The organism is Brevibacillus fluminis (genome assembly GCF_052072235.1).
Lineage (GTDB): Bacteria > Bacillota > Bacilli > Brevibacillales > Brevibacillaceae > Brevibacillus_D > Brevibacillus_D fluminis_A.
In genome coordinates, this window is sequence record NZ_CM125436.1 from 1,764,227 (window position 1) to 1,777,984 (window position 13,758).

The 13,758-nt window shown below is 53.6% G+C and carries 8 protein-coding genes; 7 read left to right on the forward strand and 1 reads right to left on the reverse strand.

Annotated features, from left to right (window positions below):
- The first annotated feature begins 10 nt into the window (after nt 1–10).
- From ACTID9_RS08870 to ACTID9_RS08900, 7 genes are all read left to right on the forward strand, one after another.
- A complete protein-coding gene (locus ACTID9_RS08870; protein WP_441070838.1) occupies nt 11–3,409 on the forward strand; it encodes a tubulin-like doman-containing protein in 3,399 nt (1,132 codons plus the stop codon).
- Between the two features lie 59 nt (nt 3,410–3,468).
- Nucleotides 3,469–5,835, forward strand: a complete 2,367-nt coding sequence (locus tag ACTID9_RS08875; RefSeq protein ID WP_441070839.1) for a hypothetical protein — start codon at nt 3,469–3,471, stop codon at nt 5,833–5,835.
- A 30-nt stretch (nt 5,836–5,865) separates the two neighbouring features.
- Complete coding sequence (locus tag ACTID9_RS08880) at nt 5,866–7,152, forward strand: vWA domain-containing protein (protein WP_441070840.1); 1,287 nt, start codon at nt 5,866–5,868, stop codon at nt 7,150–7,152.
- A gap of 12 nt (nt 7,153–7,164) precedes the next feature.
- Nucleotides 7,165–7,809, forward strand: coding sequence for a beta-mannanase (locus ACTID9_RS08885; protein ID WP_441070841.1), 645 nt, complete (start codon nt 7,165–7,167; stop codon nt 7,807–7,809).
- A gap of 11 nt (nt 7,810–7,820) precedes the next feature.
- Nucleotides 7,821–9,089: a TRAFAC clade GTPase domain-containing protein gene (locus ACTID9_RS08890; RefSeq protein ID WP_441070842.1), complete on the forward strand. Its 1,269-nt coding sequence runs from the start codon at nt 7,821–7,823 to the stop codon at nt 9,087–9,089.
- Nucleotides 9,086–11,785: a GAP1-N2 domain-containing protein gene (locus ACTID9_RS08895; RefSeq protein ID WP_441070843.1), complete on the forward strand. Its 2,700-nt coding sequence runs from the start codon at nt 9,086–9,088 to the stop codon at nt 11,783–11,785. The genes ACTID9_RS08890 and ACTID9_RS08895 overlap by 4 nt, the downstream gene beginning before the upstream one ends.
- A 180-nt stretch (nt 11,786–11,965) precedes the next feature.
- Entirely contained in the window at nt 11,966–12,868 is a 903-nt protein-coding gene (locus ACTID9_RS08900) for a DMT family transporter (protein ID WP_441070844.1), read from the forward strand.
- 102 nt (nt 12,869–12,970) lie between these two features.
- Here ACTID9_RS08900 and ACTID9_RS08905 read toward each other — a convergent pair whose 3' ends face one another.
- Complete coding sequence (locus ACTID9_RS08905) at nt 12,971–13,729, reverse strand: TrmB family transcriptional regulator (RefSeq protein ID WP_441070845.1); 759 nt, start codon at nt 13,727–13,729, stop codon at nt 12,971–12,973.
- Nucleotides 13,730–13,758 lie beyond the last annotated feature (29 nt).

The following is a 13,758-nucleotide window of genomic DNA, read 5'->3' on the forward strand; positions in this document are numbered from 1 at the left end:
ATGAAAAACGATGAAAGCACTTGTCAGAGAACATATCCAACAGCTTGACGTATCGCAGGGCGGCGGGATCGTCAGCGAAAAAATTCGCGTCCAGACCATCGATAACCCGATGCTCGTCATCGGGATCGGCGGAACGGGGATCGATGCCCTGCTGCGTTTGAAATACCAAATCAACAGAAGGTTCAAACTGCCGGAAGATCCATTGTCGAGAAAGAAAAAAGAGAAGCCGGACAATATCGAATTCATCGCGTTCGAGACGAACGAGCACGACCGCAACAAGCGCTACAAGGGAATCGGCCTCGATCCGATTACGGAGTTCGTGCTCCTGTCCAACCCGGAGATCGGCGGCGTGCTGCAAAACCGCAGCATTTTGGAGCCGTATATCACCGAATGGCTTTCTCCTGAATTGAGCATCACCGACGGGATCAGCGGCGCATCCGGCGTGCGGCAGGCAGGCCGCCTGCTGATGTTTACCAAAATTACGCAAGTGGTGCAAACCATCGAGAAAAAAATCAAGATGCTGACCGAGGGCACGAACAAAAAGCTGATGGTCTTCATTCTCACCGGATTGTCCGGGGGGACGGGAAGCGGCTGTTTCCTCGATATCGCCTATATCGTGCGCGGGATTTTGGAGAAGGAGTTCGGCAGCGCCGGCGTGGACCGTGTCAATACGCTCGGCTACGTCTTCACGCCGGACGTCAACCTGTCCAACAAGAGCCTGAGCACGCACACGCGCGATTACATCGCGAAGAACGGTTATGCCGCTCTGAAAGAGCTGGATTACTGGATGAACGTGGATGAGCGGATGGAACGGTTCAAGCAGCAGTACGGCAACTTGCTGACCGTCAATTCGCCGATGCCGCCATTTAACCTGTGCCACCTGATTTCGGCGACCAATCTGGAAGGCAAGCCGCTTGAGAACGCGTATGACTACTGCATGAACGTGACGGCTGAAAACATCACCAACTTCATGGCAAATGAAGAAAAGCAGTCCGGCGAGGAATTCGCCATCCATGACTACATCAGCAACATTCGGACGAACATCAACCAGATGCCGAAAGCTTATGCAGCCAACTATCAATACAACGTGATCGGTGCGTCCTCCGCTGTGCTGCCGATCGAGGAGATCACGACCTATTTGGCGTATCGCCTGTTCAAAAAAATGGAGAAAATGTTTGCGGTCGCACCGACGCAGGAAGATGCGGAGAAATTCGCCCGCAAGCTGGGCATCGACATCGACACCGTCGCCCGCAAATTCGAGGAGCGCGTGCCGGAGCCGATTCCCGGCTACGAGAACAGCGAGCGCCTCTCTTACAACAACGTGATCAAGCAGCAGCTGGTCAGCATCGACAACGAGCTGGAGCAAGGCTATCTGGCCAAAGCGCGCGAGGCGTACATCAAGTGCAAAAAGCAGCATCCGGGCGAATTGGTGGAGACGTTCTCCGAAATGATCACCAAGGTGTTTTTGCATCCGGAGCAAGGCCCGTTCTATGCGTCGCGCCTGATCCATTCCGACAAAGGCTTCTGCTTGCTGAAAATGATTTCTTCCTATATTGAAAGCTTGAAGGTCAATCTGGACAGCTTCCCGCGCGAGATCGACGGTGCGCGCGAAAACGCCAACGAAAAACTCGGCGACGCCCGCAGCGCGTTCATCTCCAAGGAGAAGAAGAAAAACGCCTACATCGAAGCCAAGATCCATGAGTACCAGCTTCATGCCGATCAGGAAAAAATCGAGCAGATGATCGAGTTTTACGAGGATTTGTACCGTCTCTTAAACGATGAAAACAACCGGATTTACAACGTGTTCACCGAAATTCTCAATGCGCTGAACCAAATTTTTGACAAAAACGGCGACATCCTGATCAACGGCGAGGAAGAGACCGACAAGTCCGGCAACAAAACCTATTACTGGAACATCGTCAACGTGCCTGATATCGCCGGAGTGATCAGCAAGTTCATGGACGACAAGAGCACGGACGATTTGATCCGCGAGTTCACCGGATTGCTGCTGAAGCGTTCCGACAAATGGGTTCGTGAGCAAGAGGTCGATATCGTCAATGAAATTTCCGACTTTTTGAGCGACGAATTCGGCGACTTGATCACCAAATCGATGGAAGAGTTTTTGCAGATCAAGTATGGCCAGGATGAAACGATCGAACGGATCATCGAGCGCAAAATCGCCAACAAGCTGGACGAGGAAGCGATTCCGGTATTCCATCTGAGCAACAGCGTCGGCAACCTGCACTTCCCGTCATGGGGCTTCGTGTCCGTTCCGGTGAAGGCGCCCGGCATTTTGAAGGGGATCAAAAACTATCAGAACACCTCGATCAGCGGCTCGCGTTTCACCGTGAAGGAGAGCGAGGTCAAAAACCGGATCTTCTGGCTGAATACGAAAAACGGGGTGCCGCTCTTTGTTTATACACCGCTCAAAGTGTACGAGGAGAGCTACGAACGGACGATCCTCGAAAGAGAAGGCATCGGCCGCCATCTGGTGCAGACGGAGAAAAACAACTGGGCGTACTTGCCATCGCCAATCCCGGAAAAATCGTGGGGCGAGACGTACAGCAACAGCCGCGTCCAGGCGTACAATACGCGCATCCGCCAGCTGTTCGCACGCGCGCTTTCGTTCGGCTGCATCGTGGAGAAGAATGCCGACAGCAAGACGAGCAGCCGCTACGAATGCATCGCGACGAAGCCGTTTGATCTGCAAGCGGTGCTTGGCAAATACAAGCTGCAAGCAGGTCAATCTGCGCAAACAAAGCCGAACCCGGGCGAAACGAAGCGCTGCCTGGATGAGCTGAAAGGATTGCTTGCGGGCGGGCTGGAACGAGTGCAGGTCCGCGACATTTTTGGCAGCGTCAATGAAGAGATGGCGCAGGAAAACTTGATCCGCTCCCCTGAGTTGATCAAGCTGGTGAGCGAAGAAGTGGAAAAATACGCGGCCATCCAAAGCAAGATCGAAGAGCTGGAAGCAACGCTCGCCGCGATGAAAGGCGAGGAAGCGCTGCTCGATCAGTTCGTCGAGGTCATGTACACCGGCACCATCTGCAAAAAGGGAGCGCTGTACGTCTACGACAAGGATGAAGAGGAAGATGCATGGGAGCCGTTCGTCAACTTGATGAAGGTGAACAAGTGGGTCGAGTTCGCGATCTATGAAAAAATGCGCGAGCTGGAGCCGAAGCGTTTGAACCTGCTGTCCCGCAAAGCGACGAAGCGCAGCAACGAGCTGACGAATCAGGAAGATACGCAGCAGCTGGTCGCCAAGCTCGAAGAACTGGCAGCGGCTTTCCAAAAAGGCAAAAACGATCTGGAATACGACCGCGACGAGCTGATCAACGGCGAGGAAGTGTACCAGTTCTATAAAAACGCCTGGTCCAAGCTGAACAACATGCTGCAGACGCTGAAGTAGGGCGGCTGGGAAACGCCAGCGAGAACACAAGCGCAATGTCGCAATGTTACGGAGGAACGATGAGGGAATTGGTAAATCAGTTCGCACATGATTACGTGCTCGACTTGGAACGGCGCGTATATAGCGGTGATGAGCAGCGGCGTCTGAACAACCCCGTGGTCTTCCTCTTTGTCGGGGATAGAAGCCTTGAAGCGCTGGTGGCCATCCACGAGCTGAACAGGCGGAAGTGGAGCAACAGCGCGGGCGTCGCCTATGTTCATGCATACACAGCGGAGACGGCCGAACGCGAGCATGTGTACAGCTTTCGGCTGCCGCGCCCGGATGCGGATAAAAAGACGATCCGCAAAGAATTGCACCAAAAGTTTTATCAGGACGAAACGGGGCGCTATGAGCTGAACCGTCTCTACAGGCAGGTGTGCAGCTGGATTGGCGAGCAAGGCGCCGCCTTCGCGTCGTTTCAAAAAATCAACATCGCCGTCGTGACGAGAGTGGACGACGTTTGCAACGTGCTCCTCCCCGAGCTGACCTTGCTTGCCAAAAGCATTTTTCAAGAGTCATTCAAAAACGTGCAGATCGACTTGTACGCGCTGATCAAGGAAAAGAGCGAAAGCGGCGAATTCGGTTACGCCGCCTCGCTCGGGATCAGCTTTTTGCAGGAGCTGGACCGTTACCAGAATGCGGACTATACTTTCCGTGCAGATTTGCAGGTGACGGAGGACAAAATCAAGCTTCCCGTCGAGCATGCGGGAGGGCCGTTGTTTTCGCTTGCCTACCTGCTCGGCGATAAAAACGAGCGGGGCGTTCTGGCAGCAAGCAGCATGCAGGAAAATTACGAGCTGATCAGCAACCTCAACCTGCTGAAAAACAGGCAGTACAACCTGCAAGAGAGCGAGCTTCCTTTCAGCGGCAAAAACGAAGGGTACAACGAAGCGCAGTTTATCCGCAACATCGCGTCGGGCACGGCCAAAAATGCGTATGCATCCGCCGGGTTCGCCAAAGTGACGCGTCCCAGCAAACAGATTGCACTCACTGTGCTCGCTGCCTGTTACTCGCAATTTCTTCATCGCTTGCAGAAGGTGGCAACAGCAGACAAACGTGACATCCTTGCCTTGCTTGCTCTGGATGCTGCTTCCTTGCAAAAAAAGGTGATCGGCATGCTGCCGGAAGAAAGCAGGCTGGAAGGTCTGCACAGCTTGATGTCGGATCGCGTCAGCTTTGGCGAGCTTAAGGAAATGACGCTGCAGGAAGCCGAGGAAGCGCTCTACCGCGATGGCAGCCAGCGTTTTTTTGTCAGCCATTTCGTTCAGCCGGCGCACGAGCGATTGGCGGAGCAGCAGACCTTTGACCAATTGTCAGCCCTCCTGATCCGCAACGTGATCGAAAATGAAGCGTACGGCTTTTACCATGCGTATACATGGACCTCGGACAGCGAACAAGGCATCGCAGGGGAGCTGCACCGTCTGGTGAAAGATACGAACCGGCAGCTGGATGCGGCGAAGGCAGAGCTGGCGGACGTCTACCGGCAGCGGGTCTGGGAGCAGCCGTTTAAAAAAGGCGGACTCTTCACGTCAGACAAGGAACGGGTCAAAAGCTTCATCCGCTATTTTTTTGAATATGTCTATGGGAAAAAATACGAGATTCTCGGTTTGGAAATACAGCTGCAGCTCTTGCAGCAGCAGATCGGGGCGCTGGAGGAAATCCATGCGCGCATCGGTAAAAAGATTGCGGAGCAAAATGAGACCGAGCGGCTGCTGCATACGCTGGCGCAAGAATCCATCGATGAAACGACAGACGGCTTCGGGAAAAACATGAAAGAGTATTACACCGGCGTCGTTGCAGCTGTCATGCAGGAGCAAGAAGCCAAGCGCGGCCAGCGCTTTGTGTTCGAGGACCGTTTTCTGGGCAGCCCGGCACGGATGATGACATCTTCCATGAGCGAGCTGGTTTCCCGTTTCATCGAGTTGTGCCGCAGCGTCATTTTGCCGAGCGAGCCGTTTCAGCTGTTATTTGAAGAAGAGCTGCTGCGGCGCGCCAATGTGGCCGGTCATTTTGAACAGCGCGAAATTTTGTCCAAAGAGAGCTTGTTCAAAGAGCTGTATCATGCGCTTGAGGACAACGCTGCAATCCATATCGAAGTTTTCCATTATGCCCAAAAGCACCGCTATGAGGAAACCTACTTTTTTGCCGATTTTTCCAGCGAGTTCGTCCGCTTCGCATTTGATTATGACAAAGGGACGCGGACATACAAGCTGGGGTGCATGCATGAAAAGCGAAGCAGCGGCATTGAAAAAATGAAGCTGATGGGTGGCTTCCACATGGATGATTTGATGTATGTGCGAAACGGCAGGAAGTATTATGACTCGTACGTAGCAAATGGCTACCAATTTCATGGAGAGACGCCCGAACGCGATCGTTCCCTGGGTTGACCATTTGCGAGAAAGAAAGGATGCATCGGCATGAGTCGAAGAAAAATCAATCTGCTCCTTCTGGTCCTCAGTATGGTAGGCGGGGCAGTTGGCTTTCTGGTTGGTGAATACTTGTTGGCGGAGTATGAAAACCAACTGCCCCAATGGTTGTTAATGGGCCTTTATTTTGGACAATATGCGTTATTCGTCGGTCTCGGCTGTCTGCTGGCGGAAATGATCTCCCCGCAATTGAACGGACTTGGCTGGAAACAGCGCTATCTCGGCTTTTCCTGGAAAATGCTTGTGCCAAGCACATTGGTGATGCTGTTCGTGGCAGGTTCCCTGTTTCAGCTGATCTATGGCATGAACATCGGAGGGGCGAAACCGGCTTCCGCCGATGATGTCATCATGGTTCTGGACATATCGGACAGCATGAACCAGACCGACCCGAATCGCCAGCTGTTCGATGCGGCTGCTGACGTGATTCGGAACATGGATGACGACAAACGGGTAGGAATCATCGTTTTTAATGATCAGGCGACCATCCTGCAGCCGCTGACAGACGTCTCTTCTCAAAAAGTAAGAGATCACATCATTGCCTTGCTGAAAAATTACCAGGCTCCAGCTGGCGGCACCAATATCGGCGAGGCGCTGTCGACTGCGATGGAACACATGAAGCAGATGAACAGCACACGCAGCATGCTGATTCTGATGTCGGATGGCTATAGCCAGGTGGATCTTGCGACCGCACTGGCACCGTATCAGCAAAATCATGTGGCGATCAATACGGTTGGAATCAGCAATGTGGAAGCCGATGCGACCCATTTGCTGAAAAATATCGCCGAGCAAACGGATGGGACGTATTACAGCGTCGAAAACGCCAATGAGCTTTCTGCCATCTTCCACAAAATTTATTTGTTGAATAACCGTGACCAGCACCTAGTCGGCGAGCGGGTGGGAGCGGCAGCGGACAGCACGGTGTATGCCGTCCTGCGCGTGTTCTTTTTGACACTCATCGGCGGTTTGGTTGGTTTGTCGCTCGGCCTGTTTTTTGACAATAAACATTTGGCGAAAAGCTTTCTCACAGGCGGACTGGTTTCAGGCTTGCTGGCCGGCTTGCTTCTGGAGCTTGGACTCGGCCATTCGGCCTTCTCTGATATACTGGTGCGACTCGTTGCTGCTCTTGTCATGGCGGCAGTGCTTGCCATCTTCACTGCGATTGTGCCAGTGCAGGAAAGAAGTTTGACTGCAGGCAGCTTCAGCAGGAGCCGGAACGCCGGAGCGAAGACGTTCACCGACCGGAAGGCAAGCGGGAAGCGCTTTGACATGCAGGGGTAGGAGTCGAGTGGAATGACTGTGAATTGGATGGAAGAAACAAACCCTAGCCGTTTGATCCGAAATGTCGCATTTGAGCTTCATGACAATCAGGCGCTGATCACCTGGCATTGGCCGGACGGGATTCCGTGCGTCTATATCCACAAGGCGCTCCCCGGCGTCCCGGTCGTTTTGGCCGAGCTTTCCTTGCAGCAGCTGCGGCTCTACACCCGGGAAGAATACAAGGCGCACACTGGCTACAAGGAACGGGTAGAGGGAATCGGCCGTTACGAGTACCACATCTTCCCCTGTGTGCTGGACGCGGGCAAGCCGGTTCTGCTGGCGCAGGCAAACGGCGAGAACAGCATCGTGGTCAGCACGGGCCGAGCCCGGATTCAGTATTCGATCAAGCAAAGAAAACAGCTCTTCGGCAAGTACCAGTCCGTGCAAATCCAGATTTTCACCGAAACGTTCGTCGCGCGGGACGTCCTCTGCTATGTGAAAAAAGAAGGGGCAATGCCGGCCAAAAAAGACGACGGGACACGCTACGATTTTCTGGATGATTTCGAACCGGGCACAACGATCCTGCCTGAGATCGAGATCAAAAAATCGGAATACATCCGTCTCTTTTTGACGGACGGACAAAAGTACGGCGAGCTGTATGAATTGATTCCCAGATAGGAGGGATGCGCATGTTCACGTTTTTGAAAAGCATCTTTGAAAAAAAGCCGGTGCCAAAGGAGCGGCCTCCTTTTTTTGATATTGTTTGTCCGTTGTGCTTTTCCAAGTTTTCGCCGGAGGATGTCGTCTTCCGCGCCACGCACCACCGAAATGACGATGAGGACTATGCGTTGCAGGAAGATGAAATCCTCAATCATTACCGGGACAAGTTCGGCCTTGATTCGATCGATGAAATCGAAGCGGTGCTCGACCCGGAGCTGGTGCCGGACGAAAACAAGCTGTATGTCGACAACGTCTTGGTCGGGCTGACGGACCGCTATGGCATGACGACGAAAAAGCGACTGTGTCCCAAATGCCACAACGAATTGCCGATCACCGCAGGCAAGGCCCCGAGCAACATCATCTCGATCGTCGGCGCTTCACAGGTAGGCAAATCCGTCTACATGACCTCATTGATCCATACGCTGCAAAAAATAACAGCCAGCAATTTTGAAGCGGCATGCATGCCGCTGAATGCCGAAATCAGCCGGAAGTTCCGCGAAAACTATGAGGCGCCGCTGTTTGAGCACGGCAATCTGCTCGATTCCACCCAGAAGGAAAAGCGGCAGGAGCCTTTTATTTTCCAGTTCATTTTCAAGGATAGCAGCAAAGCGCCGCTGACCCTTGTTTTCTTTGACGTGGCGGGCGAGGGAATGGTGGATCGCGAGTATTTGGACATTTACGCGGCGCATGTCAAAAATTCGTCCGGCATTTTGTTTCTGGTCGATCCATTGCAGATCAGGACGATCCGTGACCGCATCATGATCAATCTGGGGGATACGCCAGGCGAATTTACGGCCCGCTACGACGAGCCGCGCGATGTGGTGATTTCGCTGTTCGAAAACTTCATCGGCTACCAGGAACAGAGCAAAACGAATATTCCCACAGCGGTCGTGCTGACGAAGAGCGACATGCTGCAATCGCTGAAGGACGAGGACGGCGAGTACATCAAAAGCAACAGCAATGTGTTCAAAAACGTGGTTCACAAAGAGTTTCTCAACCTGAGCGAATTCGAAAACATCAACGGGGAGGTACGACGCTTCATCGAGAAAGTGGATCGCCCCTTTAAAGACGCATTGGAAGTATACTTTACCAATGTCGCGTATTTCGCCGTATCGTCGCTCGGCAGCAACCCTGTCGATCAGCGGGTTACCGGAATCGTCACCCCGATTCGCGTCGATGAACCGTTCATCTGGCTGTTGCATGAGCTGGACTACGTGGAGGGGAGAGAACAGCATTGAGTCAGCAGTTGATCTTGCAGCAATACTATACCCGTGCGCGGCAAGGGATTTTCCGCTCGAACGAAGGGTACGATACGATTGCCAAGTCGGATTCTCTCGACAATAACTTCATTAAAAAAACGCTGCATCCGTTTTGCGGCTACGATGCGCCGAAAGAATTGCAGAAGCGCGGGGAACGCGATGTCAGCCTGTATCCGGAATCGCTCGTTTGTTTTCACAGCGAGACGGGCGAGCTGATTCTGGGGCGCAGCGTCTATGTCGGCGCCGATTTCACCGGGCAGCGGAATACGTTTTTTACGCATAACTATGTGATTCCTCCATCACGCCGGGATGAATTCCTGAAGGTTCCGGCAAAGATTTTTGCAGCAGGCGGATTCGTCAGTCACCATGAAGCAGAAGGGGACAAAAGCCTTCCGGAATTGGCGGCAATCCCGCAAAACAGCTTGTCACAAGCGGGGCCGAACCCGCGCCAGGTCTTGTCTTTGGAAGGCATTGACGAGAAGCTGTTCAAGCAGCTTCTTTATGCTGTGATCAGCTCGATCACCAGCAAGAAAAAGGTGTACGTCATTCTCGATGCGGATGTGTCCGAGTCGTCCTTGCGCGCCCGCGAGCTGCTGCGGGTTGTGTACGATGCGCTGCCGTATGAGCTGAGGCGTCATTTCGGGTTCATGACATACAGCAGCGAGCCGCAGAGCAAAAAATACATCAATGTCATGTTCGTGGAAAAGGGCAGCATTCGGGCAGGGGATCAGCAGATCGAGAAAGACTTCCTTTTCGATTTCCCCAACCAGCGCTTCGCAAACGTCGATTTGCAAGGGGCGAGCCATGAATATCTTGATTTCGCCTGGCATACCCTGGAGCGGCCGCATATTCGCGAGCGCTTTTACGACTTTGTCGAGGAAGTGCTGGCTGGTGCGGACAGCTCGATTACCATGCGAATCGCGACCTACTACCAGCTCGCCGCATTTTATCAGATCGAGCAGGGCATTGTGGAGCTGTACAAGCGCAACAAGGCGGGTATCCTGCATACGCTCGCTGAGTATGCGGGCCATGACAGCATCAGCCAAAAACAGCGGCTGCATGAGCTGTTCATGAACCTGTTCCGGGAAGAGAATCGGGAGCTGACTGCAACGAATTTCCCTACACCTGACATGCTCAAGGCGATCGTTGCCTATTATCCGCACGTTCAATCGGAAGCGGTTCAGGAGCAATTCGCCGCTTATTTCATCAACGTGCTCAAGCTGGCGAAAGAAACGGGACGACGTACGGAAGCGGCGGAGATCTACAAGCTGCTGCAAGCATGCGAACCGTTGTTTTCCCTTGTGGCGGGCGCGAGTTTGCAAAACCCCAATGCAGTTGGGCCGGTTTTTGAAGAGTATGCTGCAGAAAGACTTGGCGCTTGCCGAACGATAAGCGAAGTGCAGAAAGAAATCCGCTATTGGTCGGCGCTTGTGGAGCAGTCGTTGCAAAACCGTGTTTTTCAGGAGCGGGCACAGGCAAGAATGCTGGAGCTGTTCGATGGCGAACGCGATCAGCTCGGCGCGCTGCTTGGGCTGCATGCATTTTTTGCAGACTTCACCCGCCAGCGCGCATGGGCGGAAGAAATCATCGCCTCGGCGGAGCGGAAACTTTTGGCCGGGATCAAGCTGGAATCGCTTGGCCGGGATGCTTTCGAAAAGATCGTAGCAATTCTTAGAGAGAAGCCGCAAGTTTTTCTGCAAGAACTCGACCCGCAAAGCAGAAGAGAAGCGAAGATGATACTTGCTGCGGGAGAATTGCTGGAAAATGCCCAGGTTTTTGACCCGGAGCAATTTTATCAGGAAATGAGCAGAGAGGATGCAGGGACCACCCAGCGCATGCTGCAAAGCTTGCTGGACGGCCCGTTTGGCAAGGATCAATTTTTGACCGTGACCTTCGCCTTTTACAATCCGGACTCGCCGCAGGCAGCGCCTTACCGGTTCCACGATATGCTGCGCTACATCAAGCGAAAAGGCGGAGCGGACAATGCGTTCGATTTCATCGTGTGGTCCTTGTCGCGCCATATCTTTTTTACCAAACGGACACTGCTGGCCTCCTACAAGGAGGGGCTCAAGCAGTATTTGACCCAGGACGTGCCCGATGAGCTGCGCGATAAGCAAGCGCGGAAAAAGTGGTACGGGATCAAGCATCCGGAGCTGCGCAAAGTGCTCGAAGAGGTTGCGGATGAAACGTCGGGCGGACTGTCGCGGTTTTTCCGAAAATATATGGACAAGCTGCTGATCGGCGTGGCAGGGGTGATTTCCATCGGCGTGATCGCGTGGGTGGTTATGCTGTCGCTGGGCGATCCCAGTCCGGCGAAAATGCCGCAGCCGCCTGTTGTCAACGATCATTTGGGCAACAAGGAGAACCCGGGGACGCAGCCGTCCACCGGCCAGCAGCCGGATTCCGGAACAGCGCCAACCGGCACGACGCCGAACGGAACCGTGCCGGGGAACGAATCGGTTCCGGCGTCGACGACACCAGCAGGGCCGAATGATCCGGCCAAGACCGGGCAGACGCCGCCAGCCGCAACCGGATCGGGCAAGCCTGAACCCTCTGGCAAGACGGGACAGCAGGGAGCGGGACAAGCGCCAAAAGCCGGTTCCGGTTCAGCAACTACAGGAACACAAACAAAAACGCCGGCAACAGGCAACAATCCGGCTACCGCAAAGCCGTAATCATCAAGATGCCCCCGATCAGCCCAAAATCGATCGGGGGCTTTCCCATTGTCAGGCGTAATCGAAATGGCAGCTTCGCTCTTCACAAGCGCCTATCGTAACGATTGATTTTCCCAATTGTTTTTCCAGCCCGTCCATATGATAAGGTAATGGTATATCGATACGAAAAAGGAGAAACCAATGAGAGACGTGAAGAGCCCGATCCCGCTGTTTATTCCTATTATCGTCGGAATTATCGCCATTTCATTTTCGCCGATTTTGGTCAGATGGTCGCATGCGCCCGCATCTGTCCAGGCGATGTACCGCCTGTTGATCACGGTTTTGCTGATGCTGCCGTTTGGCGGCAGACATTTTGGCACGATGAAAAGCATTTCCCGCAAAAATTGGCTGCTCTTGCTCGTCGCCGGATTTTTTCTCGCCCTGCATTTCTTGCTGTGGATGAGTTCGCTTCTGTATACGACGGTTGCCAGCTCGACGATTTTGATGGCGCTTGAGCCGTTGTTCGTGATGGTCGGAGCGTTTTTTCTGTTCAAGGAGCGCACGACGCCATTTGCAATTGCAGCGATGGGGATCGCGATTATCGGAGCGGTGTTGATCGGCTGGGGCGATATCGGCGTCTCGGCGGAAAATGTGTACGGCGACGTGTTGTCCATTTTGGGGACGCTGGCGATGGCTTTCAACATGCTGGCCGCGCAGCAGCTTTTGACCCGAATCTCCTCGTATGTGTACAGCCTGCTTGTGTTCATCATCGCAGGAGCGTTTTTTGCCGTATACAATTTTTTGATGGGCATTCCGATGTTCAACTACCCGCTTCAGGAGTGGGGCGTCTTCCTGCTGCTGGCGATCGTGCCGACGGTGTTCGGACACATTCTCTTCAACTGGCTGTTGCAATTCACCAATGGTACGACAATTTCCATGTGCGTGCTCGGCGAGCCAATCGGGGCGAGCCTGCTCGCAGCGGCGCTGTTCGGCGAAATGCTGTCGTTTTCGCAAATGACGGGGGGCGTGTTCGTCGTCGTCGGACTGTACCTGTTCCTGCGGACCAACCGGGTTTCGTATGAAGTGAACTCGTCGGCGGCGTAGAGGTTCAGGGGCAAAAAAACAAGCATGCGTGCGGGGGAACCGCAGACATGCTTGTTTTTGTATTCACGCGAGGAGAGTGAGCGACGCGGATGAGCAAATGCTTTAATACCGCAACCGCACGAGCATTTTCCGAATATCCTCATCGCCGAACAACAGGTCGTAATGCTTTTGGGTAATCTGTGACAAGGCGACATCATGATAAAAGTAGTCTGCAAAAAACTTCACGAACGGCTGGGCGCTCGTCTTGATCGCCTGCCACTGGCCTTGTTCTTCCCCGGCAAAAATCATGTCGCGTTCGTCAGCGACGATCAGCTGGGATTTCTCCAGCCCTTTGTGCTCCTTGCTCGGAATCAGCAGGTGCACATTGGACAAACCTGTTTCAAGCGACCCGATCACGAGCGCTTCGATGTGGATGCCTTCCCGCTCCTTTTGCAGCAAAAGGGGCACATAATCCGCGAAATCCTGGCTCCACGCCATAATTCGGATGGATTCGCTGGCTTGCTGAATCATCTGCTTGATCTCGGCGCGGATGGAAGCATCCACTTTCAGGCTCCATACGCGGTCATCGACCACCCGCTTCGGCGTCAGCGAGGCGGCAAGCTGTTCCATATCTTGCTGGAACTGCCGCGTCAGCTTGTCGATAAGGCTTGGAAGCGGCAGGGCGGCATATAATTTTTTCTTTTCCGAAACGGTATCGAGCACCATGCCTTTGTCGATCAGGCGGGAGAGCACTTCATAAATTTTTGCTTTGGGTACGCCGGAATGCTTGACCACGAGCGCCGCGTCCATCGGCTCGCTGCTTGCGGCCAGCGTCTCATATACTTTGCTTTCGTATTGGGAAAAGCCAAATGTTTGCAGCATACGTTCCTCCACATCTTGTCCACGGGAAA